This window comes from Micromonospora sp. WMMD729 (assembly GCF_049315225.1).
In the GTDB taxonomy this organism is placed as follows: domain Bacteria; phylum Actinomycetota; class Actinomycetes; order Mycobacteriales; family Micromonosporaceae; genus Micromonospora.
In genome coordinates this window covers 6,762,923-6,784,899 of sequence record NZ_CP186059.1, presented here as the reverse complement: position 1 = coordinate 6,784,899, position 21,977 = coordinate 6,762,923, and the positions used below count along the sequence as shown (strand labels likewise).

24 protein-coding genes are annotated in these 21,977 nt (G+C 73.2%); 11 read left to right on the top strand and 13 right to left on the bottom strand.

The genetic code is table 11. The features are described from left to right. Positions 1-196: 196 nt before the first annotated feature. Positions 197-1,555 carry an FAD-binding oxidoreductase gene (locus ACN263_RS31400; protein ID WP_422737792.1) on the bottom strand — a complete coding sequence of 453 codons (1,359 nt, stop codon included), beginning with the start codon at positions 1,553-1,555 and terminating at the stop codon, positions 197-199. Between the two features lie 96 nt (positions 1,556-1,651). Between ACN263_RS31400 and ACN263_RS31395 the strand changes: the two genes are divergently transcribed. Beyond that, positions 1,652-3,748, top strand: coding sequence for a S9 family peptidase (locus ACN263_RS31395; RefSeq protein ID WP_422737791.1), 2,097 nt, complete (start codon positions 1,652-1,654; stop codon positions 3,746-3,748). A 76-nt stretch (positions 3,749-3,824) separates the two neighbouring features. Here ACN263_RS31395 and ACN263_RS31390 read toward each other — a convergent pair whose 3' ends face one another. From ACN263_RS31390 to ACN263_RS31350, 9 genes are all read right to left on the bottom strand, one after another. Beyond that, positions 3,825-5,351, bottom strand: coding sequence for an FtsX-like permease family protein (locus tag ACN263_RS31390; protein WP_422737790.1), 1,527 nt, complete (start codon positions 5,349-5,351; stop codon positions 3,825-3,827). Beyond that, the gene (locus tag ACN263_RS31385; protein ID WP_422737789.1) at positions 5,348-6,049 is read right to left on the bottom strand and encodes an ABC transporter ATP-binding protein; all 702 of its coding nucleotides are present in this window, start codon (positions 6,047-6,049) and stop codon (positions 5,348-5,350) included. Before ACN263_RS31385 ends, ACN263_RS31390 begins: the two co-directional genes overlap by 4 nt. Then, entirely contained in the window at positions 6,046-6,582 is a 537-nt protein-coding gene (locus tag ACN263_RS31380) for a PadR family transcriptional regulator (RefSeq protein WP_422737788.1), read from the bottom strand. The genes ACN263_RS31385 and ACN263_RS31380 overlap by 4 nt, the downstream gene beginning before the upstream one ends. 182 nt (positions 6,583-6,764) lie before the next feature. After that, positions 6,765-8,303: a SpoIIE family protein phosphatase gene (locus tag ACN263_RS31375; protein WP_422740888.1), complete on the bottom strand. Its 1,539-nt coding sequence runs from the start codon at positions 8,301-8,303 to the stop codon at positions 6,765-6,767. A 2-nt stretch (positions 8,304-8,305) separates the two neighbouring features. Continuing rightward, positions 8,306-9,676 carry a sensor histidine kinase gene (locus ACN263_RS31370; protein ID WP_422737787.1) on the bottom strand — a complete coding sequence of 457 codons (1,371 nt, stop codon included), beginning with the start codon at positions 9,674-9,676 and terminating at the stop codon, positions 8,306-8,308. Further along, positions 9,673-10,680 (bottom strand): SpoIIE family protein phosphatase, encoded by a 1,008-nt coding sequence (locus ACN263_RS31365; RefSeq protein ID WP_422737786.1) that lies wholly within the window; start codon positions 10,678-10,680, stop codon positions 9,673-9,675. The genes ACN263_RS31370 and ACN263_RS31365 overlap by 4 nt, the downstream gene beginning before the upstream one ends. Next, positions 10,677-11,096 carry an anti-sigma regulatory factor gene (locus ACN263_RS31360; RefSeq protein WP_422737785.1) on the bottom strand — a complete coding sequence of 140 codons (420 nt, stop codon included), beginning with the start codon at positions 11,094-11,096 and terminating at the stop codon, positions 10,677-10,679. Before ACN263_RS31360 ends, ACN263_RS31365 begins: the two co-directional genes overlap by 4 nt. Beyond that, positions 11,093-11,503, bottom strand: a complete 411-nt coding sequence (locus tag ACN263_RS31355; RefSeq protein ID WP_421474046.1) for an STAS domain-containing protein — start codon at positions 11,501-11,503, stop codon at positions 11,093-11,095. The genes ACN263_RS31360 and ACN263_RS31355 overlap by 4 nt, the downstream gene beginning before the upstream one ends. Beyond that, positions 11,503-12,363: an STAS domain-containing protein gene (locus tag ACN263_RS31350; RefSeq protein WP_422737784.1), complete on the bottom strand. Its 861-nt coding sequence runs from the start codon at positions 12,361-12,363 to the stop codon at positions 11,503-11,505. Before ACN263_RS31350 ends, ACN263_RS31355 begins: the two co-directional genes overlap by 1 nt. A 166-nt stretch (positions 12,364-12,529) precedes the next feature. Between ACN263_RS31350 and ACN263_RS31345 the strand changes: the two genes are divergently transcribed. Next, positions 12,530-12,886, top strand: a complete 357-nt coding sequence (locus ACN263_RS31345) for an STAS domain-containing protein (protein ID WP_007454464.1) — start codon at positions 12,530-12,532, stop codon at positions 12,884-12,886. 13 nt (positions 12,887-12,899) lie between these two features. On the opposite strand, the gene ACN263_RS31340 is transcribed toward ACN263_RS31345, so the two are convergent. Beyond that, positions 12,900-14,045, bottom strand: coding sequence for an MFS transporter (locus ACN263_RS31340; RefSeq protein ID WP_422740887.1), 1,146 nt, complete (start codon positions 14,043-14,045; stop codon positions 12,900-12,902). 173 nt (positions 14,046-14,218) lie between these two features. Between ACN263_RS31340 and ACN263_RS31335 the strand changes: the two genes are divergently transcribed. From ACN263_RS31335 to ACN263_RS31320, 4 genes are all read left to right on the top strand, one after another. Then, the gene (locus tag ACN263_RS31335) at positions 14,219-14,914 is read left to right on the top strand and encodes a FadR/GntR family transcriptional regulator (protein WP_422737783.1); all 696 of its coding nucleotides are present in this window, start codon (positions 14,219-14,221) and stop codon (positions 14,912-14,914) included. Between the two features lie 39 nt (positions 14,915-14,953). Continuing rightward, the gene (gene mscL, locus ACN263_RS31330) at positions 14,954-15,427 is read left to right on the top strand and encodes a large conductance mechanosensitive channel protein MscL (protein WP_422737782.1); all 474 of its coding nucleotides are present in this window, start codon (positions 14,954-14,956) and stop codon (positions 15,425-15,427) included. An 81-nt stretch (positions 15,428-15,508) separates the two neighbouring features. Beyond that, complete coding sequence (locus ACN263_RS31325) at positions 15,509-15,760, top strand: hypothetical protein (RefSeq protein ID WP_355048337.1); 252 nt, start codon at positions 15,509-15,511, stop codon at positions 15,758-15,760. Positions 15,761-15,878: 118 nt separating this feature from the next. Further along, entirely contained in the window at positions 15,879-16,247 is a 369-nt protein-coding gene (locus ACN263_RS31320; RefSeq protein ID WP_421474041.1) for a hypothetical protein, read from the top strand. An 84-nt stretch (positions 16,248-16,331) separates the two neighbouring features. Here the strand turns inward: ACN263_RS31320 and ACN263_RS31315 are convergent, their stop codons facing one another. Then, on the bottom strand, positions 16,332-17,546 hold the full coding sequence (locus ACN263_RS31315) for a benzoate/H(+) symporter BenE family transporter (protein WP_422737781.1): 1,215 nt from the start codon (positions 17,544-17,546) through the stop codon (positions 16,332-16,334). Between the two features lie 58 nt (positions 17,547-17,604). Between ACN263_RS31315 and ACN263_RS31310 the strand changes: the two genes are divergently transcribed. Then, the gene (locus ACN263_RS31310) at positions 17,605-18,165 is read left to right on the top strand and encodes a helix-turn-helix domain-containing protein (protein ID WP_422737780.1); all 561 of its coding nucleotides are present in this window, start codon (positions 17,605-17,607) and stop codon (positions 18,163-18,165) included. A gap of 7 nt (positions 18,166-18,172) precedes the next feature. On the opposite strand, the gene ACN263_RS31305 is transcribed toward ACN263_RS31310, so the two are convergent. Then, positions 18,173-19,192 (bottom strand): LuxR C-terminal-related transcriptional regulator, encoded by a 1,020-nt coding sequence (locus ACN263_RS31305; protein WP_422737779.1) that lies wholly within the window; start codon positions 19,190-19,192, stop codon positions 18,173-18,175. 62 nt (positions 19,193-19,254) lie between these two features. Between ACN263_RS31305 and ACN263_RS31300 the strand changes: the two genes are divergently transcribed. The 4 genes from ACN263_RS31300 to ACN263_RS31285 all read left to right on the top strand — a co-directional run bounded on the left by ACN263_RS31300 (position 19,255) and on the right by ACN263_RS31285 (position 21,947). After that, positions 19,255-19,974 carry a PP2C family protein-serine/threonine phosphatase gene (locus ACN263_RS31300; protein WP_422737778.1) on the top strand — a complete coding sequence of 240 codons (720 nt, stop codon included), beginning with the start codon at positions 19,255-19,257 and terminating at the stop codon, positions 19,972-19,974. Between the two features lie 103 nt (positions 19,975-20,077). Beyond that, positions 20,078-20,416, top strand: a complete 339-nt coding sequence (locus ACN263_RS31295) for a PadR family transcriptional regulator (RefSeq protein WP_422737777.1) — start codon at positions 20,078-20,080, stop codon at positions 20,414-20,416. After that, the gene (locus ACN263_RS31290; protein WP_422737775.1) at positions 20,413-21,258 is read left to right on the top strand and encodes an ATP-binding cassette domain-containing protein; all 846 of its coding nucleotides are present in this window, start codon (positions 20,413-20,415) and stop codon (positions 21,256-21,258) included. The genes ACN263_RS31295 and ACN263_RS31290 overlap by 4 nt, the downstream gene beginning before the upstream one ends. After that, entirely contained in the window at positions 21,255-21,947 is a 693-nt protein-coding gene (locus tag ACN263_RS31285; RefSeq protein ID WP_422737774.1) for an ABC transporter permease, read from the top strand. Before ACN263_RS31290 ends, ACN263_RS31285 begins: the two co-directional genes overlap by 4 nt. Positions 21,948-21,977 lie beyond the last annotated feature (30 nt).

The window sequence follows — 21,977 nt, the reverse complement described above, 5'->3', positions numbered from 1 at the left end:
GACCGGCTGCGGGACGCTGCCGCGCCGCTGGCCGGCTACTCCGCCGACGTGGTCGCCGCCCGCCTGCGCGCCGCCGCCATCAACTTCTCGGTCGAGCCGCCCCGGGACGACATCGCCGTCCTGGTGCTCCGCAACGACGCGGTCTGAACAGCGCGGCGTCACCGACCGGCGCGGCGGCACGGGCGGTTCGACGGCCTCACAGGCCGCCGGGGAGGCGGCCGGGGGCCAGGCGGCGGTCCGGGTCGAGGTGTTCCTTGGCCGCCTCCAGCCGGGCCAGGCCGGCCAGCTCGCCCCACAGGTCGACGGCCTGCCGGACCGCCGCCGGTGCGGAGACGACCAGGCAGCGGCCCTGCCGGGCCAGCAGCACCCCACGGACGGCGGCCAGGATGGACGCCACCCGGTCCGGCGGCACCGTGCCGGGCAGGGCCGCGTGCACCACGCCCAGACCGGCCGAGCCACGCACCGGCACCGGTGCGCCGGCCGCGTCGCGCAGCGCGTACACGGCGGCGTGCAGGTCACTGATCGGCACCTCCAGACGTAGCGCCGTGTCGCCGGGCGCGAAGGGGTAGCGACGCCACCACGTCGGTGCCGAGTGGGCGACGGTCGCCTCGCCGTGCAGCAGGCCGACCAGCCGTTCGGCACGTTCGTTCACCTCGGCCGGGCCGCCTTCGAGCAGCACGACGAGGCTGCCCGCCCGGGACGGCGCCCCGGACCGGCCGGACATCGACGGGTGTCGCTCGCGGGCGGTGGCGGCCGGGTGGCCCGGCGGGTACGCGGTCCGCGGCCGGGGCAGACCACCGGGCAGGTCCAGCTCGATGGCCGCCGGTTCCAGGCGGGCGGCGAGGATCGACCGGATCAGCTCGTGGACCTCCAGCGGGGTCCACACCGGCCGGGACACCCAGAGCCGGCTGGCCGGTACCGGCTGCACCCGCAGGCTCGCCGAGACCAGCACGCCGAGCGCACCCTGTGAACCGCAGAGCAGCCGGGCCAGGTCCAGCCCGGGTGCGCCGCCGCCGGCGCTGACCAGCTCACCGTCGGCGGCCAGATAGCGGACGCCGACGAGCTGGTCGCACGGGCTGCCGTGGCGGTGCCGCAGCGGACCGGTCTCCCCGGCGGCGAGCACCCCGCCGAGGGTCGCGCCGGGCGAGGGGGCGTCCATCGCGAGCCGCTGCCCGGTGCGTTCCAGAGTGGCCTGTACCGCCCGCAGTGGAGTGCCCGCGCCCACCTCGGCCACCGGCGCGCCCACCGGCTCGTGACCGATGCCGGCCAGCCGGCCGGTGTCGAGCAGGATGTCGACCTGCGTCGGGGTGGCACCCCAGTCGATCTTCGTGCCGGCACCCCGGGGCACCACTGCCAGGTCGTGCGCGGCGGCCAGCCGCAGCACCTCGGCCGCAGCGTGCGGACCGCCGGGCACCGCCACCCAGCGGGCCGGCCGGCCGGCCACCTCGTCGGCCGGACCGGCGAGTCGGGCGAACGGCGGACCGCAGATCGCCGTCAATCGCCGGGTGATCTCGAGGGCTCCGGACCGGCCGAGGGAACTCGCTGCTGCCGCCATGCCGGCTATCGTACATGTGTTCGAAAGCCAAGGTGGTGGTGTTCGGGATGCCACTGGTCCGGCACACAGGGTGAGCCGGCCGGTAACGTGGCCGCCGTGACCACCGAGACTGCCCCGCCCGCGGCGAAGCGGGTGCCCACCGAGCGCACCCACCACGGCGACACCGTCGTCGACGAGTACGCCTGGCTCGCCGCCAAGGACGACCCGGAGACGATCGCCTACCTGACCGCCGAGAACGCGTACACCGAGGAGCGCACCGCGCACCTGGCCGCCCTGCGCGCGGAACTGTTCGAGGAGACCCGCCAGCGCACCCGCGAGACCGACCTGTCCGTGCCCACCCGCAAGGGCGGGTACTGGTACTACACCCGGACGATCGAGGGCCAGCAGTACGGCGTGCACTGCCGGCGCGCGGTCCGCGACGGCGAGTCCGACCCGCCGGTCAGCGCGGACGGCGCCCCGCTCGACGGTGAGGAGGTGCTGCTCGACGGCAACCTGCTGGCCGAGGGGCACGACTTCTTCTCACTGGGCGCGTTCGACGTCAGCCCGGACGGACGCTGGCTGGCGTACTCGACGGACTTCTCCGGCGACGAGCGCTTCACCCTGCGCGTCAAGGACCTGAGCACCGGGGAGCTGCTGCCCGACGAGGTGCCGGACACGTTCTACGGCACCGCCTGGTCGGCCGACGCGTCGGTGCTGTTCTACGTCACGGTCGACGACGCCTGGCGACCGAACCGGGTCTGGCGGCACACCATCGGCTCGGCCGCGTCCGAGGACGTGGTGGTGCACCAGGAGGACGACGAGCGGTTCTGGGTGGGCGTCGAGCTGACCCGCTCCGAGAAGTTCATCCTCGTCGACATCCACAGCAAGATCACCAGCGAGGTGCTGGTGATCCCGGCCGGCAACCCCACCGGCGCGCCGGCCGTGATCGCTCCCCGCCGGCAGGGCGTCGAGTACGCGGTGGAGCACCACGGCCACCGCTTCCTGATCCTGCACAACGACGGCGCGGAGGACTTCGCGCTGGCGTTCACCTCGGCGGACACTCCGGGCGACTGGGTGCCGCTGATCGAGCACAGCCCGGGCACCCGGCTGGAGGCGGTGGACGCGTTCGCGAACCACCTGGTGGTGTCCCTGCGCACCGACGGCCTCACCGGCCTGCGGGTGCTTCCGATCGGCAGCGACGACGGGTACGACATCGACTTCCCCGAGCCGCTCTACAGCGTGGGCCTGGACGCCAACCCGGAGTACCGCACCGGTCAGGTCCGGCTGCGCTACTCCTCGCTGGTCACCCCGGACTCGGTGTACGACTACGACCTGGTGACCCGGCAGATGGTGCTGCGCAAGCAGAAGCCGGTGCTGCCCGGACCGGACGGCCGGCCGTACGACCCGGCCGAGTACGAACAGCACCGCGACTGGGCGCTCGCCGACGACGGCACCCGGGTGCCGATCTCGCTGGTCTGCCGGGTCGGCACGCCCCGGGACGGCTCGGCCCCCTGCGAGTTGTACGGCTACGGCTCGTACGAGGCCAGCATGGACCCGTGGTTCTCGGTGGCCCGACTGTCCCTGCTGGACCGGGGCGTGGTCTTCGCCGTGGCGCACACCCGGGGCGGCGGTGAACTGGGCCGGCGCTGGTACGACCAGGGCAAGATGCTGGCCAAGAAGAACACCTTCACCGACTTCGTGGCCTGCGCCCGGCACCTGGTCAAGGCCGGCTGGACGGCCAGCGACCGGCTGGTGGCCCGGGGCGCGTCGGCCGGCGGCCTGCTGATGGGCGCGGTCGCCAACCTCGCCCCGGACGCGTTCACGGGGATCGTGGCGCAGGTGCCGTTCGTGGACGCGCTCACCTCGATCCTCGACCCGTCGCTGCCGCTGACCGTCACCGAGTGGGAGGAGTGGGGCAACCCGCTCGAAGACCCCGAGGTGTACGCGTACATGAAGTCGTACACGCCGTACGAGAACGTCGCGGCGGTGGACTACCCGGCGATCCTCGCGGTGACCAGCCTCAACGACACGCGGGTGCTCTACTCCGAGCCGGCGAAGTGGATCGCTCGGCTGCGGGCCACCGCACCGCAGGGCGACTACCTGCTCAAGACCGAGATGGGCGCCGGGCACGGTGGCCCGAGCGGTCGCTACGACGCCTGGCGCGAGGAGGCGTTCATCAACGCCTGGATCCTGGACCGCCTGGGCCGCGCCTGACGCTCGATCCCGGATGTGGTGGCCGCACGGTCGCCGTCGAGGCCACCACGTCCGGGAACCGCGCGGTCACGCCCGCTCAGGCCGTCCGCAACTCGTCCACCGCCGTGCTCACCCGCAGGAAGAGCAGGCCGACACCGACCGTCACCAGCACCGCCGCCAGGGCGCCGGCGCCGAGCCACGCCAGGTGCTCCAGAGGTACGGCGACAGTCCGCTCCGCCCCAGCGGTCTGCACAAGGTGGGTGTACTGGTCACGGGTGGCCGGGTCGTCGCAGAGCGCCGCCGTCGCGTCGCACACCAGCTCCGACGATCCGCCCACGCTGACGTTGGGGAAGAGTCCCCTGCCCAGCAGCACTCCGACGGTGAGCGCCAGCAGGATCGCCGGCACCGCGGGGGTGAGCGCCTGCCAGGCCACCGATCCGCTGAGCGTGGCCCGGGGCACGCCGGTGGCGACCAGCGCCGCGTACGCCCGTCGACGGGCCACGATCCCCTCGACCAACGCGACGATCAGACCGCCCGCCGCGATCAGCACCGCGACGGCCACCGCGGCGTCGACCAGGTCCATGGTCGACAGGTAGAACGGGTTGGCACCCCCGTCCTCCACCCCGGCGAGGCGGCTCTGCTCCCGTTCCAGCGCGTCCTGGGCGACGAAGTAGGCGCGCTGGGCAGCCGCCCCGGCACCGAAGATCACGGCGGCCAGCAGCGCGGCGAACGTCCGGCTGCCCGCCCACGGGTCGGCCATCAGCCGGCCCGCCGCGAGCAGCGCAGACGGACCCCGCGCGTGCCGGCGCAGCAGTCGCCCGCAGGTGTACGAGATCCAACCGGCGCCGACCACCACCCCGATCATCGCGGTGAGTCCGCTCACCAGGAACACCAGTGGCACCAGCCAGCCCAGCAGCACGGCGTTGCCCTCGACCCGGTAGAGCAACGGGCGGACGGCGATGAAGGACCCCAGACCCAGACCGATCAACAGCCCGGCCCACGGGCGTGGACCCCGCTCGCGGGCTGCCCTGCGACTGACCCCGAGCGGGCTCGTCGTGACGGTACGCAGCATCAGGGCGGTGGCCAGCGCCGCGATCACCGGCAGACCCAGCACCACCGCGACGAGCGCGCCGGTCGGCGGTAGCACGTCGGTGGGCAGCGCCAACCGGCCCTGGTCGTCCGGCCGGTGCAGCAGGTTGCGACCGACCAGGTAGACGCCCAGCCCGGCGAGGGTGCCGAGCAGGCTGGCCAGGCCGGTCTCCAGGATCGCCAGCCTGGTGACCTGGCCGGGGGTCGCGCCGGCCAGCCGGAGCGCGGCGAGTCGCCGGTCCCGGGCGGGCGCGCCGAGCCGGGCGCACTGGCCGGCCAGGGCCAGCACCGGGACGGTCAGCATCAGCAGCGCGAACGCGGTCCCGCCACGCAGCCCCGGCTCACGCAGCAACTCGTTGCGGTACTGCTCGGACTCTGCCCAGGCATCGCCGGCCGGTTTCTGGATCGCGAGCACGGTCAGCGCCGCCAGCCCGGCCAGCGTCGCCAGCAGGGCACTGAGCGCGGTCAGCACGACGCGTGCCGTGTCCGTCCGGTTGCCGGCCAGCGCGAGCCGTACCAGCGTCGCCGGCCTCACCGTGCGCCGCCCGCCAACGGCACGTCGAGCCCCAGGCCGGTGTGGTCCACCAGGCCGTCGCGCAGCACGATCTCCCGATCGGCGTACGCGGCGATCCGCGGTTCGTGGGTGACCAGCACGACGGAGGTGCGCTGCTCCCGGGCGAGCCGGACCAGTTGGGTGAGGACCTGCTCGCCGGTGAGGGTGTCGAGCGCCCCGGTCGGCTCGTCGGCGAAGAGCACCCGCGGCTCGGTGACCAGCGCCCGCGCCGTGGCGCACCGCTGCTGCTGACCGCCGGACATCTCGCCGGGCCGCAGGTCGGCCAGGTCGGCCACCCCGAACCGGTCCAGCCAGGTCAGGGCCGCCGTCCGCGCCTCTCGCCGCCCCGTGCCGGCGAGGAGCAGGGGCAGCGCCACGTTCTCCGCCGCGGTCAGCTCGGCGACCAGTTGCCCGAACTGGAACAACACCCCGAACTCGGTACGCCGTAGCCGGGACCGGGCGGCCTCCGACCAGGTGTCGATCCGGTGGCCGCGCCAGGTGACCTCGCCCGCGTCGGGCCGGAGGATCCCGGCCAGGCAGTGCAGCAGGGTCGACTTGCCGCAGCCACTCGGCCCGGTGACCGCGACGATCTCGCCCTCGGCCACGTCGAGCGTCACACCGCGCAGGGCGGGCGTCGGACCGTACGAACGAACCACGCCGCGAGCCTGGAGTTGCGTCACGCGTGCACCTCCCGGTGCCAGTCGGCGACCCGGCCCAGCGTGGTGTGCAGCCACCGCAGGTCGGCGTCGAGGTGGGCGATCGCGAAGTCCGCCGCGACCACGTCGTTGAGGGTGGCGGCCGGGTCGGTCTTGACCGCCGTCAGCTCCCGTAGCCGCGCGGTGTGCGCGGCGCGCTGGTCCATCAGGTACGAACGCGCCCGGTCGACGTCGGCGACCAGCAGCGCCACCACGACCTTGGCGAAGAGCGTGCTGGCCACGTACGGCATCGGCGACTCCACTTCGGACAGCCACCGGTCCAGGGCGGAGCGGCCCTCGTCGGTCAGCGCGTACGCCGTCCGATCCGGCCCGGACGCCCGATCCTGACCGGCGGTGACCACCAGACCGTCCCGTTCGAGGCGACCCAGGGTGGCGTACACCTGCCCGAACGCCAGCGGCCGAGCCCGGGGCAACCGCTGGTCATGCGCCCGCTTCAGCTCATACCCGTGCCGGCTCCCCCCAGCCAGCAACCCCAGCAGAACATGCGGCGTAGACACCCCTCAACTATTCACCCAGCGAATACCCCAGTCAACACCCCACCCCACCCGGACCCCACCCTTCACCCTCGTGATCAAGAGGTTGGCGTCATCGACAGGGCCAAATTTGACGCGAATCTCTTGATCACCGGGGCAGGGCGGGGAGGTCGCCGGAGGCCGGGGGCGGGGTGGGCCGTAACGGGTCAGTGGCGGCGGAGGACTACTACGGCTACGTCGTCCTGGATTTTGTCGGGGGCCAGTTCGACCAGGAGGCGGGCGCAGAAGTCGTCCAGGTTGTCGTCCACGGTGGCGGACACCGCGGCCAGCGCGGCCAGGCCCTCGTCGATGGTGGCGTCCCTGCGCTCGATCAGCCCGTCGGTGTAGAACACCAGCGTGGCGCCGGTCGGCAGGACGAACTCCAGATCGGCCGGTCGGGGGGCGCGGACGCCGAGCAGGGGCGCCGAGTGCTGGACGAACTCGACCTTGCCGTCGCGGTGCAGCAGCGGCGGCAGGTGACCGGCGCTGGCCAGCCGGACCCGGCCGCTCGGCGGGTGCAGCAGCAGGACGCAGAGCGTGGCCAACTCGTTCGGCAGCAGCGTACGCATCAGCTCGTTGACCCGGTGCAGGATCTCGCCGGGCTGGTGCCCCTCGACGGCGTACGCCCGGACGGCGTGCCGCAGCTCGGCCATCACGGTGGCCGCGTGCAGGGAGTGGCCGGCCACGTCCCCGATCGCCAGCAGGAGGTGCCCGTCGAGCATCACCAGTTCGTAGAAGTCGCCGCCCACCTCGGTCTGCGCGCTGGCCGGCTCGTACCGCACCGCGAGGTCCAGTCCGGCGACCGTGGGCAGGCTGCGCGGGAGCAGGCTGCGCTGGAGGGTGACGGCGATCCGGTGCTCCTCGTCGAAGGAGCGCTGGGCTTCGACGGCCGCCGCCACGGCCTGGGCGAGCTGCACGAGCACCGGCGTCCGGGCGGTCTGGGTGGCGGTGGGGACCACCACGTACAGCGGCGCGCGGTCCTCCCGCAGCCGGGCCGCGGCCACGGTCACGGTGTCGTCCGCAGGCCAGCTGAGCAGCCCCCAGTTCTCCGGCGACTCCACCCGCACGGTGGCGCCGGTGGGCACCCCCGTGTCGTCGACGATCCACGGCACGATGGCGGCGTCCGCGCCGGGGCCCGCGCAGACGCCGGCGATGCAGTCACCGTCGAACGTCTCGGCGATCACGGCGGCGGGGCTCTTGAAGATCTGCGCGGCACCCTCGGCGGCGGCTTCGAGCAGCCGCGCGAAGGTCGCCGCGGCGTGCACCGCGACGGTGGTGTCGGCGAGGCCGAGCAGCCGCTCGGCGAGCAGTTCGGCGCGCTGCCGGGCCTGGTAGTAGCGCAGGACCGCCCGGGAGGTGGCGATCAGCTCCTCCGGCTCGATCGGCTCGGCCAGGTACGCGTCCGCCCCCCGGGTCAACCCCTGGGCGCGGTCGGTGACGTCCACCGCGTGCGCGGAAACGTGGATCACCGGCATCGCCGGGTGCGCCGCCTTGATCCGCTCGCACACCTCGTAGCCGCTCAGGTCGGGCAGCCGGACGTCCAGGACCACCAGGTCGATGCGGTCCGTCTCGACCCGGGCCAGCGCCTCGGTGCCGCTCTCCGCCTCGAGCACGGTGTAGCCGGCCCGGGTGAGCCAACTGACCAGCAGGTACCGCTTGGTACGACTGTCGTCGACCACCAGGACGGTCGTCGGCCCGCCGTCCACCGTCACGCTCCGCCTGTGGGCAGGGAGACGGTGAACGTGCTGCCCCGACCGGGCTCGCTGAACAGGTCCAGCGTGCCACCGAGCAGGGTCACCAGCCGCCGGGCGTACGGCAGGCCGAGGCCGGTGCCGCCGACCCGGGTCGCGCCGGGCACCTGGTAGAACTCCTCGAAGATCCGGTCGTGCAGCTCCGGGGCGATGCCCGGGCCGGTGTCGCTGACCTCGAAGTTCCACCGGTCGTCGTGGCGTCGGGCGCGCAGCCGTACCTCGCCGCGCTCGGTGAACTTGAGACCGTTGTGCAGCAGGTTGCGCAGCACCTGACCGAGCAGCACCTCGTCGGTGCGGAGCACGGCCGGCGCGCTCGGTTCCTCCACCGTCAGCTCCACCTCGGGCCGGGTGGCCAGCGCCCGCATGGTGCCGCGCAGTTGACCGAAGACCGGCCGTAGGTCCACGTCCGCCCAGTCCGGCTCGATCCGACCGGACTCGGCCTTGGCGAGGTCGAGCAGTTCGTTCACCAGGCCGAGCAGATCCTCCGCCGAGGAGCGGATGAGGCCGACCTGGCGGACCTGTTCGGTGGTGAGGGGGTCGGACGAGGAGTCCGCGAGCAGGCGTCCCAGCCCGATGATCGCGGTCACCGGGGCGCGCAGCTCGTGGCTCACGTTGGCCAGGAATCGGCTCTTCGACTCGCTCGCGGCGCGCAACTGGGCCGACTTCTCGTCCAGCTCGGCGTAGAGGGCGACGACGCCCCGGTTCGTCTCCTCCAACTCCTCGGTGAGCTGGTTGTAGAGCGCCAGCACGCCGCGGTTGGTCTCGGCCAGCTCCTCGTTCAGCACGGCCAACTCGTCGCGCTGGCTGCGCACCTCGTCGAGCGCCGCGATGAGCTGGCCGTTCTGCACGGTCAGTTCGTCCAGCGCGCTGCCCGGCGCGGTGCGGCCGAGTTCGGCACGGAACTCGGCCAGCCGCTCCGGAGTCGGCGTCGGCGCGTTCGCCGGGACTCTGCGGGACATCCGTACGACCGTAACCCCCTCGACGGTCATGACGCTCAGGGTGTCGACCAGGCGGGACACCGCGCCGGACTGCGGCTCGTACCGGCCGTCCGGGAGAGGAGTCACCGGCGCCAGGTCGGCGCGGAGGTGGAAGCGGCCGTCGCCGCCTCCGTCGACGTGGAAGGTGACGTCCGCGCCGTCCGTTGTCCGCAACAGGTCCCGGGCCACCTCGCTGAGCGCCGTGGCGATCCGTACCTGGTCCTGGTGTTCGAGGCCCACCACGCCGGCCACCTCGCGGCCACGCTGGCGGATGACGAAGATGTCCTGTTCGACGCGGAGCGCCATCTGCAGCAGCGGCTCGGCGGCCGGCACGCTCGGATCGACGCTCATGCCCGGGACCTCGCCACCAGGACACAGGCGTCGTCCCGCCGCACCCCGGCGTCCCGCAGCAGGGTGGCCGCCAACACCAGCGGAGACCGTTCGACGAGGCCCGGATAGTCGGCCAACCGCCAGCGGTCGACGACGCCGTCGCTGTGCATCACGAGCCGGGCGTCCGGCCCGAACGGGTATTCGTAGCCGCGTACCGTCGGCCGCTGGTGCCCGGCGATGCCGGGCAGCGACACCAGCCCCCGGCGCTGACCGTCGCCATCGACGATCACGCCGGCGATGTTGCCGAGGCCGGCGTAGTGCAGCGCACCGGACGCCAGTTCGGCGACCGCGATCGCGGCCCCCCGGGTGTGCGACATGCTCCGGTGCAGATGACTCACGACCGCTGCGGGCGCGCCGGCCGGAGCGTCCCGGAAGGCGGCGACCGCGGCCTCGGTGGCGGCGGCGGCCAGTGGGCCGTGCCCGAGACCGTCGCTGACCAGCACCTGGTGCCGACCATCGGCGAGCCGGACGGCGTACCCGTCACCGCTGACCGTCTCCCCGGGGATGGGCCGGGTGAGGCCGCCCGCCCAGGACGGTTTCGCCGGTTCACCCGGCCAGACCTGGACGGCGAAGACGGTCCCCCTGCCGGGCAGGGAGTAGCCGTCGAACCAGCTCGCCTGCCGGACGATGGCACCGAGGCCGATGCCGAGCGTGCCGGTGGTGGAGTGTCCGTCCCGGGAGGAAACGGTGAGGTCGGCCATGCCCGGCCCGGAGTCGATGGCGACCATTTCCACGCCGGCCTGCCCGGCACGGCGGACCGGCCGCAGCAGCAGGACGCCGTCGTCGGCGTGCTTGACGAGGTTGCTGGTCAGTTCGGCGGCGACGATGGCCAGATCCGCGATCCGGGCCGCACCCATTTCGACCTGCTCACCGAGGCGTTCGGCTGCCCGTCGTACGGCGCTGGCCGCGCTGCTGGCCTCCACGCGGAACCAGAGCCCACTGTCGGTGACCGCGTCTCCGTTCACCGGGCCCACTTGGTGACGGTGATCCGGGTGCCGGTCTCCGCCGATGTCTCGATCTCGAACTCGTCGACCAGCCGGCGGGACCCGCTCAGGCCGAGACCGAGGCCGCCACCGGTGGTGTACCCGTCGGTCAGCGCCAGGTCGAGATCGGCGATGCCGGGGCCGGAGTCGGCGAAGACGATCCGGAGGCCCTTGCGTCGACCGCTGTCCACGGTCGTCACCTCCACGGTGCCGCCACCGCCGTACACCAGGGTGTTGCGGGCCAGCTCGCTCGCGGCCGTGACCACCTTGGTCTGGTCGACGAGCGACAGCTTGACGGCGACCGCCACCGAGCGGACCAGTTGGCGGACGCGGACCACGTCCTCGTCGCTGCGGACCGACTGCGCCTGCGGGTGGCCCAGTTCGATTCCCGTTGTCACGGCGTGGCCGTCTCGGCGTCCGGATCGTCGTCGAGCTGGTGGTCGAGCTCGTCGGCGTTGGCCGCCGCGATCAGCTCCATGCCGCGCTCGACGTTCAGCGCGGTACGGATGCCGTTCAGCGACAGCCCCAGTTCGACGAGGGTGATGGCGACGGCGGGCCGCATGCCCACCACCACCGTCTCCGCGTCGAGGACCTTGGAGATCGAGGCGATGGTGGAGAGCATCCGGCCGACGAACGAGTCGACGATGTCCAACGCCGTGATGTCGATGATGACGCCGTGGCAGCCGGTGGCCACGATCCGCTCGGCGAGATCCTCCTGGAGCTGGACCGCCGTCTGGTCGGACATGTCGAGCTGGATGGAGACCAGCAGGATGTCACCGATCTTGAGGATCGGTACGCGTTCCATCAGGCGTCCCTGCGTGACTGGCGGCGGGCGGTCTCGACCCCGGTGAGACGCAGCACGTGGCGCAGCGCGTCGGCGAGGCTGGCCTTGGTGGCGATGTCGCCGAACTCGATGCCGAGCGCCACGATGGTCTGCGCGATCTGCGGGCGGATGCCGGAGATGATGCAGTCGGCGCCCATCAGCCGGGCGGCCACCACGGTCTTCAGGATGTGCTGGGCGACCTGGGTGTCCACGGCCGGGACGCCGGTGATGTCGATGATCGCGTACGGGGAGCCGGTGTCGACCAAGGTCTGTAGCAGCCGCTCCATGACCACCTGGGCCCGGGCGGAGTCCAGGGTGCCGACCAGCGGGACGGCGACCACGCCCTCCCACAGCTTGACCACCGGGGTGGAGAGTTCGAGCAACTGCTCGGCCTGGTCGGCGATCAGGCTCTCGCGGGTACGCACGAAGCTCTCGAAGGTGAACAGGCCCAGCTCGTCGACCAGCCTGGAGTAGGCGACGAAGTCGTGCAGCGCGTCGGCGGCGCCGGACTCCTGGAGCAACTCGGCCAGCACGTCCTTGAGCGCGAAGACGCTGATCGACGTCTCGGTGGCGGAGAAGCCCTGCCGGGCCCTGCCCCGGGACAGCTCGGAGAGCGCGGCGCGCAGCTCGCCGGCGTTTTCGGCGGACAGATCGACGCTGCCCTGCTCGGCGGTGCCGACGATGGCCCGCTGCAGGTCCTCGACCTGCCGGCGCAGCTCGGCGTGGCTCAGCCGGCCCCGGAGCGAGCCGGCGACGATGTCGGTCCACCGCTGCGTGATCTGCTCGGCGTGCCCGCCCAGCAGCGCGGCCAGCCGACCACTTTCCTCGGCGTTCAACGCCATCGCGAAAACCCCCCTCGACCTGGACCGGCCGGACTCTATCACCGGGGCCTGCACAACTACTTGCTGCACAGCAATGGAATGACGATGGCCACCGAATGCCGGCTCCCGTTCTGCGTACGACCCCAGCCGTGGGATACCGTTCCCCCGATAACAGGAGGGCTGGCGAATGTCCCTGACGGTGCACACGGAACAACGCGGCGACGTGGTCGTCGTGTCGGTCGCGGGCGAACTGGACATGGCAACCGCACCGCAGTTGCAGGACCAGATCACCGACCTGCTCGACAAGGGCCGCAACCGGCTGGTGTTCGACCTGGCGGACGTCTCGTTCTGCGACTCGACCGGTCTGTCGGTGTTCGTTCGCGCCAAGAACAGCTGTGACGAGGCCGGCGGTGTGGTCCGGTTGGCCGCTCCGCAGCGCGGCGTGCTGCGCATCCTCGAGGTGAGCGGGCTCGTCGAGGTGCTGCACACCTATCCGACGGTGGACGAGGCCGTCGCCGGCGAACCGACCCCGGCGTCCTCCTGATCACTGTTTCGACCTACTCGTCCTCGACGTAGCGGGGACGGGCGATTGCCATGCCCGCCGCCGTCTGCACGGCGAGCGCGGCCAGCAGGAATCCGATGGGTGCCGTCCAGCCGCCGGTGATCTCGTAGAGGATGCCGACCGACAGCGGGCCGAGAGCGGCGATCACGTACCCGGTGCTCTGCGCGAAGGCCGAGAGCGCGACGGTCCCCTCGGCGGTGCGGGCGCGCAGGCCGATCGTGGTGAGGATCAGCGGGAACGCGCCCTGGCCGAGCGCCAGCAGGGTCACCCAGAGCAGCGCGGCGCCGTGCGGTGCCAGCGCCAGCCCCAGGTAGGCCAGCGCCGACGCGCCGGTCAGGCCGAGCACCAGCGGCCGCAGAGTGGCGAGCCGACCGGCGAGGGTGGGCATCAGCAGCGCGATCGGCACGCCGAGCGCGGTCACCCCGGCGAGCAGCAGCCCGGCGGCCTCCGGCCGGTAGCCGGCGTCGCGGAACAGTTGGGCCAGCCAGCCCATGATCGCGTACCCGCTGAGCGACTGCGCCCCGAAGTAGATCGCCATGGCCCAACCCAGCCGCGTCCGCGCCGGCCGGACCCGCGCGGCGACGGCCGCCGTCGGGGTCGCGCGCCGCGCGCCCCGGCGGGTCCGCAGCGCCAGCGGCACCCACGGGAGTACGGCCACCGCGGCCAGCCCGGCCCAGACCCCCAGCCCGGCCCGCCAGGATCCGAAGGCGTGCGCGATCGGCACGGCGCTGGCGGCGGCCACCGTCGTGCCCAGGGTCAACGCCATGGTGTACGCCCCGGTCACGAGGCCGGTCCGGTGACCGAAGTGCTGCTTGACCAGCATGGGCAGCAGGATGTTGGCGACCGCGATGCCGGCCAGCGCCAGCGCGCTGGTGAGCACGAAGATCCAGGCGGAGTCGGTGGCGGCCCGGAGCACCTGACCGACGGCCAGGGCGATCATGGCGACCACCAGCACCCGGGCCGGGGCCACCCGGCGGACCAGCCACGGGGTGAGCGCGCCGAGGCCGGCGAACGCGATGGTCGGCAGGGTGGTGACCAGCCCGGCCATGGCCCCGGAGAGCCCCAGCCCGTCGCGGATCTCGTCGAGCAGGGCGCCGAGGCTGGTGACCGCCATGCGCAGGTTCAGCGCCACCAGCAGCATCCCGACCAGCACCAGCGCGCCACCGGTCACCGGGTGCGTCCGCCGGGGCGCGGGTTCCCGCGTCGGGAGGGTGTCGACGACGGGTGCGGGCAGGGCCGGAGCGGCGGCGGCTGGCGGGGTCATGACCTCTAACCTACAATCATGGGATGAATTCTGGGCCGGTGATGTAACCAGTGCCACCGTCGGTCGATTCCCCCGCCGCGCAGCCGGCCGTGCCTCCTCGGGGGCACCGCGTCCGGCAGACCATCGAGCAACTCCGGGCCCGGATCCTCGGCGGGGAGTGGCCGGTGGGTGGGCGCATCCCCACCGAGCCACAGTTGGTCGCCGCGCTGGGCGTCGGGCGCAACACGGTCCGCGAGGCCGTCCGCGCCCTCGTGCACGCCGGGGTGCTGGAGTGCCGGCAGGGCTCCGGCACCTACGTGGTGTCCACCGACGAACTGGCCCCGGTGGTGGCCCGTCGACTGGGCGACGACCGGATGACCGAGGTCATCGAGGTACGCCGCGCCTTCGAGGTGGAGGCGGCCCGGCTCGCCGCGCTGCGGCGTACCCCGGAGGATCTGGCGGCGCTCGACGGCGCGCTCGCCGACCGCGAGGCGGCCTGGCGCGGCGGCCGGGTCGACACGTTCGTGGAGGCCGACGCGGCGCTGCACGTCGCGGTGGTCGCCGCCGCGCACAACGCCATGCTCGCCGAGCTGTACGCCTCGGTCGGCGTCGCCCTGCGCAGCACCGTCGCCCAGGCGATGGGTGACGCGCTCACGCCCGAGCGCTACGTCGACCACACCCGGCTGGTCGAGGCGATCCGGGCCGGCGACGCGGGTCGGGCGGCGATCGAGGCCGGTGCTTTTCTGGAGCCGGTCGACGGGGCATAGGTTGTCCGCGACGGAAAACCGGACACCTCGGGAGTACGGATGCTCAAGGGCTTCAAAGACTTCATCATGCGCGGCAACGTCGTCGACCTGGCGGTCGGTGTCGTCATCGGCGCCGCGTTCACGGGCGTGGTCACCCAACTCACCAAGTCGTTCCTCGACCCGCTGATCCGGGTCTTCGTGCTGCTCATCACCGGCAGCGACAAGGGCCTGGCCGGCACCGCCCCGAAGTTCCGCGGCATCGCGTTCGACTGGATCGCCTTCGTCAACGCGGTGATCACCTTCCTGCTCACCGCGGCGGCGCTCTACTTCCTGGTCGTCTACCCGATGAACCGGCTGGCCGAGCGGCGCAAGCGGGGCGAGGAGCCGCCGCCGGCCGCGCCCAGCGAGGAGGTCAAGCTGCTCACCGAGATCCGGGACGCCCTGGTCTCCGCCGGTCACACCACCCCGGGCCAGCAGCGCGGGGCGCTTGACGACGTGCTGGGTCGGCGCACCGAGCCGCCCGCGCCGCGCTGACCGGAGCGGATGCACATCGGCCCCTGCGGGATTCCCGCAGGGGCCGCATCTTCTCGTACGTGTGTTCGATAGAGTCCGGCCATGGAGCAGCGCAAGCACTGGTGGAACGGGAAGTGGGGGCGGCTGGCCCGGCGGGACGTCTTCCTCCGGGTGGACGCCGATCGGTGGCACGTCGAGCAGCGGGCCGGCGGCGCCGAGGGCATCTCCCGGTTCTACGAGTACGGCAGCGCGGACGAGGCCGAGGAGACGGTCCGGGCGCTGCTCGACGGCACGGACACCTGGCGGGAGCTGTCTCCCCGTCCGCCGGGCGGCTGGACCCTCCCGAACGGCTGACCGACGGCCGGACGGTGGCGCCGGACGGCCCGATAGTCATCAGGCGCTCCGGGGTGGTCGCCTCCGGGCCGTCCGGCGATGGCGTTTAGTGACGCGCCACCCCGGGAACCGCTGAGAAATGGACCAGCAGGACGAGCAGCAGGCGACCATCTCGCGGATCACCACCGGGATGCCGGTGATCGACGTCGCCGGCACCGAGATCGGCACCGTGGACCTCGTCCAGCGGGGCGATCCGAACGCGGTGACCGTGCAGACCCCGACCGCCGACCCGGGCAGCAGCCTGGACGAGCTGATCGAGGCGACGGCGGTCGAGGAGCCGGACGTGCCGGCCGACCTGGCGGCACGTCTGCTGCACACCGGCTACCTGAAGGTCTCCACCGAGTCGGCCGACGGCGCCGTGTACGTCCCGGCCGACCGGATCGGCTCGGTGGCCGACGGCCGGGTCCTCCTCGCCGTGGGCATGACCGACCTCCCCCGCGAGGAGTGACCCCGGCGCCCTGATCGACTCGGGTTCACGCGAACCGGGCGTCACCGCGTCCCGGACACCCCGCCTTTCAGGAACCCGAGTGGATCAGACCGGGAGCCGTGAGCTCTCCGGGGCGGGCGGGACGGGCGAGGGCGGGACGGGCGAGGCCGGGCGGCGGCGGAAGAGCAGCAGCATCAGACAGCCGGCGATCAGCCCCCAGAACGCGCCTCCCACGCCGATCAGCGTCACTCCCGAGGCGGTCACCACGAAGGTGACCACGGCGGCCTCCCGGCCCTCGGGTTCGGTCACTGCCGTGGCGAGCGCGGTGGCGAGCGCGCCCAGCAGGGCCAACCCCGCGACGGCCTCGATGAGGATCGGCGGCGCGACCGCGACCAGGGCCGTGGCGACGCCCGCACCCAGCCCGAGCAGGGCGAGCCCGACGCCGGCGGTGACCGAGGCGACCCACCGACGGTCCGGATCCGGATGCGCGTCGGGGCCGGCGGCCAGCGCGGCGGTGATCGCCGCGAGGTTGACGGCGTGTCCGCCGGCCGGGGCGGCCAGCAGGCTGGCGAGCCCGGTGGCGCGGAGTGCGGCACCGAACGGCGGACGGTAGCCGTAGCCGACCAGCACCGCCATGCCGGGCACGTTCTGCGCGGCTATCGTGACCAGGAACAGCGGCAGGGCCAGCCCGACCAGCGCGGAGATGCTCCAGGCCGGCGCGGTCAGGGTGACCGACGGAATCAGCGCGGCACCGCTCAGCCCGGCCGGCGGCGCGGTCAGCGCGAGCGCCGCCACGGCCACCAGTAGCGCCCCGGGCACCGCCCAGCGACGGGCGAACCGGTGCAGCAGCAACCAGCCGGCCACCACCGGACCGGCCACCAGGGGCAGCTCGACCAGCGCCCGGACCGGTGCGGTGCACAGCGGCAGCAGCACCCCGGCGAGCATCGCGCCGGCCACCGGCTTGGGGATGGCGGCCACCGCCCGGCTCAGCGGCGGGAAGAGACCGGCCGCGACGATCAGCGCCCCGGAGACGAGGAAGGCGCCCACCGCGACCGGCCAGCCGCCGGGCGGCGGCCCGGTCGCCACCAGCAGCGCCGCGCCCGGCGTGGACCAGGCGACGCTCATCGGAATCCGGTGCCGCCAGCCCAGCCAGGCGGCGGCGAGCCCGCACGCCACGCAGAGGGCGAGCAGGCCGGAGGCCGCCTGCGCATCCGACGCGCCGACCGCCCGGAGCCCGGCCAGGACGACGGTGAACGAGCTGGCGAAGCCGACCAGCGCGGTGACCACGCCCGCCAGTACCGGTTGCGCGCGCCCGCCCATGCCACCCACCCCCCGCGTGTTCCGTTTACGGAACGACAGTGTGTAGCACCATAGTCGGATGCCGCAGCCACCACCAGCGGGCCGCCCCGGCCTCGACGTGGACCCCGCCGTCGTCGGTCGGCGCGTACGCGCCCTGCGCGAGGAGCGGGGGATCTCGCTGTCCACACTGGCCCGGCTCGCCGGCATCGGGAAGGCGACCCTCTCCGGCCTGGAAAACGGCACCCGTAACCCGACCCTGGAGACGCTCTGGGCGGTCACCGCCCAACTCGGCGTACCGTTCACCGCCCTGCTGGCCGAGCCGACCCCCGGGCCGGTGGTGCACGGCACCGCCGTCACCGCCACCCTGCTGGAGGTGTTCGACGACACCGACGCGACCTACGAGCTGTACCGGATGCGCGTCGCGCCGGGCGTCGTGCAGACGTCCCCCGCCCACCAACCGGGCGTCACCGAACACATCACCGTGTTCGCCGGGGTGCTGCGCGCCGGGCCGGCCGACGCGCCACTGACCGCCCCGGCCGGCGGTCACCTCCGGTGGGTCTCCGACGTCCCGCACACCTACGCGGCGGTGGGCGACGAGGAGGTCGCCGCGAGCCTGCTCCTGCGCTACCCCCGTCGCTGAACCCGGCTCAGTCCACCGGCGCGGGTACCGGCAGCCGCCGCCGTACCGCCCAGAGCGCCACCTCGGTCCGCGAGGCCGAGCCGGTCTTGCGCAGCAGGTTCGACACGTGCACGGTGACCGTGCGCACCGAGATGCCGAGCGCCTTCGCCACCTGCTTGTTCGACATGCCGCTGACCAGGCAGCCCAGCACCTCGACCTCCCGGGCGGTCAGCTCCACCTCGACCACCTCCACCGGGCCGACGGGCGTACGCGGCCCGGGCAGCCGCCGCAGCAGGGCGTCCGGCCCCTGACCGGCGTACGCGGCCAGCAGCTCGGTCAAGGCGTACGGATTGCCGCCGGTGTGTCGCCAGACCGAGGTGACCAGCCGTTCGGAAGGGCTGTTCGCGTACACCTGGGTCAGCACCTCGGCGACCTCGGCCGGACGCAGTGGGCCCAGGTGCTGGCGGACGACGCCGCGTACCCCGCAGAGGCGGGCCAACGCGCGGCGGGTGAGGTCCGGGGCCACCGCGTCGGCGGCCGGCCGGCTGGCGACGACCAGCAGCGCCGGCAACTCGGCCACGGTGGCCAGCTCACCGACCAGGTTGACGCTGGCCGGGTCGAGCGCGTGCAGGTCGTCCACGACCAGTACGGCAGGCCCGGCGCCGACCAGCAACTGGACGGTACGGACGGCGAGGCGCAGCAGGGTGCCCGGGGCGTACCGCTCGCGCGGCGCGGTGGGCTGCTGGGCGAGCCACGCCAGCGCGTCGGGCGGCAGGGCGAGCGAGCCGGTGTCGCGGCCGGTGAGCACCGCCGCCAACCAGTCGTACGGGGCCGGACCGTGCACCCGGGCGGCACCCGAGAGCACCACTGACGGACGCGGTGTGAGGGCGTCCACCGCGGCGGCGACCAGCAGACTCTTGCCCACGCCGGCCGCACCGGTGAGCACCGCGACGGTCGGCGCGCGGCGCTCGGCGGCTGCCACGGCGGACCACGCCCGGTCGAGCTCGGCGAGCTCGCCGGCGCGTCCGACCATGGACACCGGCATCATTTCTCAACCCTACGCAGTAGTGCGTAGAGACGAAGGCGGGGTGTTCTTGGCAAGCTGGCACCATGACGCTGATCCTCCGCTCGGCCATCCTCAACGACATCGGCCTGGTCCGCACCAACAACGAGGACTCGGCCCTCGCCGGTGACCGCCTGATCGCCGTCGCCGACGGCATGGGTGGCCTGCCCGCGGGTGAGGTGGCGAGCGAGATCGTGATCCGGATCCTGGACGAGCTGACCCCACCCACCGAACCGGACGCGGCCGCGGACGCCCTGCGTGCCGTGGTCAGCACCGCCAACCAGCGCATCCACGCCGCGATCACGGTGGACCCGGCGCGCGAGGGGATGGGCACCACGCTCACCGCCGCGCTGCTGGCCGGCGAGACGCTGGTGCTGGCCCAGGTCGGCGACTCCCGCTGCTACCTGCTGCGGGACGGGGAGCTGACCCAGCTCACCCGGGACGACACGTTCGTGCAGGCGCTCGTCGACCAGGGCACCCTCTCCCCCGACCAGGCGCGGCACCACCCGCAGCGCTCCCTGGTGACCCGGGCCGTGCAGGGCGCGGACACCCCGCCGGCGGTCGGTGTGCTCACCGTGGTGCCCGGCGATCGGCTGCTGCTGTGCAGTGACGGGCTCTCCGACTACGTCGAGGACGACGCCATCGCGGCGGCGCTGGGCATGTACGCCGACCGCCAGCAGTGCGGCGAGCAGTTGGTGAAGCTGGCCCACCACGCCGGCGCGCCGGACAACGTGACCGTCGTCGTCTCGGACGTCACCACCCGCTGATCCGGTCCGGCCCGCTCGACGGTCCCACCGGGACCGCCGGTCGGATCCGGCCGGCTCTACTAGATGGTTGTGCCATCTAGGTTGCGGCGCTAGTGTCCCGGCTGTGGATTCCGACCGGCGCGGGCAGTGGCTGCGAGGGGTGCTCGACATCTGCGTCCTGGCCCTGTTGGCCGAACGCGAGTCCTACGGCTACCAACTCGCCCAGGCGCTCGACGCGGCGGGCGTCGGACCGATCCAGGGCGGCACGCTCTACCCCGTCCTGCTGCGCCTGCAGAAGACCGGTCTGGTGACCGCCCAGTGGCGGGAGGGCACCGCCGGGCCCGCTCGCAAGTACTACCGGCTCACCGACGACGGGCAGGTGGCACTGCGCGAGGGCGGCAGCGCCTGGCTCACCTTCGTGCGGCCGGTGAACGACATCGTCACGAAGGGGGTTGCCGGGTGAACGCTGACGACTGGCTCCGGACATTCGCCGCCGAGCTGCACCAGCGCCGGGTCGCGGCGGACGCCGCCCGGCACGTGGTCGCCGAGGCCGCCACACACCTGCGCGACTCCGGCGGCGACCCCTGGATCGTCTTCGGCCCACCCCAGCAGTACGCGGGCGCGATCGTGGAGAGCATCGGCACCGCGCCCGGGCCGCGCCCCGGACCGGTCCGGCTGCACGCGGCGGGCATCACCAAGCGGTACGGCCGGCAGACGGTGCTGCGGGACGTCTCACTGACCGTCCGGGCCGGACAGATCGCGGCGGTGGTCGGCGCGAACGGCTGCGGCAAGAGCACCTTCCTACGGATCTGCGCCGGGCTGATGTCACCCGACGCCGGTGAGGTGACCGTCAGCGGGCGGCTCGGCTTCTGCCCGCAGTCCGGCGGCACCGCCGACTTCCTGCTCGCCGACGAGCACTTCGTGCTGGTCGGCGCCGGCCAGGGCATCGCCCGTGGACCGGCCCGCCGCGCCGGCCGGGCGGCGGCCCGACAGCTGGGCTGGGAGGCGGGCGGCGCCGTGCAGGCCCGGCATCTCTCCGGTGGCACCCGGCAGAAGCTCAACCTGACCATCTCCACCCTCAGCGAGCCGGACGTCCTGCTGCTCGACGAGCCGTACCAGGGCTTCGACCAGGGCACCTACGTCAACTTCTGGGACCAGCTCAGCCGGTTGCGGGACGAGGGCGCCGCGATCGTCGTGGTGACCCACCTGCTCAACCAACTCGACCGGGTGGACACCGTGCTCGACCTGACCCCGGCACACCAGTCCGGGCGGGTCGCGCCCGGTGTTCGAGGAGGCCGCCCGTGAACAGGCTCGTCACCGTCGCCGAGATGACGCTGCGGGAACTGCTGCGGCGTCGGGGCGTACTCCTGCTGCTGTTGTTGATGCCGTTGACCTTCTACGTGATCCGGCGGGACGCGTACCTCGGGCAGTCGGTCCGGTCGCTGCTGCTCGGGGTGTGCTGGGCGGTGAGCACCGCGGCGCTCTTCGCGACCACCGCGGCGCGGGAGTTGGAGCCGAGGCTCCGGCTGGCCGGCTACCGCCCGCACCACCTCTACCTGGGCCGGATGCTCGGCCTGTGGGCGGTGGGGCTCGTCATCTCCGTACCCTTCTTCCTCCTGCCGATGCTCGACGGCGCGGACCTGCGTTACAGCGGCCTGGTCGCGGCGCTGCTGTGCTGCGTCGCGGTGGCGGCGCCGTTCGGGATGCTGATCGGCACGCTGCTGCCCCGCGAGATGGAGGGGACGCTGCTGCTGCTCACGGTGGTGACCGTGCAGATGCTCATCGACCCGGCCGAGTCGGGGGCGAGGTTGACGCCGTTCTGGTCGAGCCGGGAGATCGCGACCTGGGCGGTGGACCACACCGACGGCGGTTACCTGACCCGGGGTGTGCTGCACGGCCTCACCGTCACCGCCCTGCTGGTCGTCGGCGTGGCCGCCGTGGCCAGTGTGCGACTGCGCCGCCGCCGGCACCTGCGCCACCTGCCCGTCGGCTGAGCGGATCCGGCAATCCGGTTGCTGCCGGCT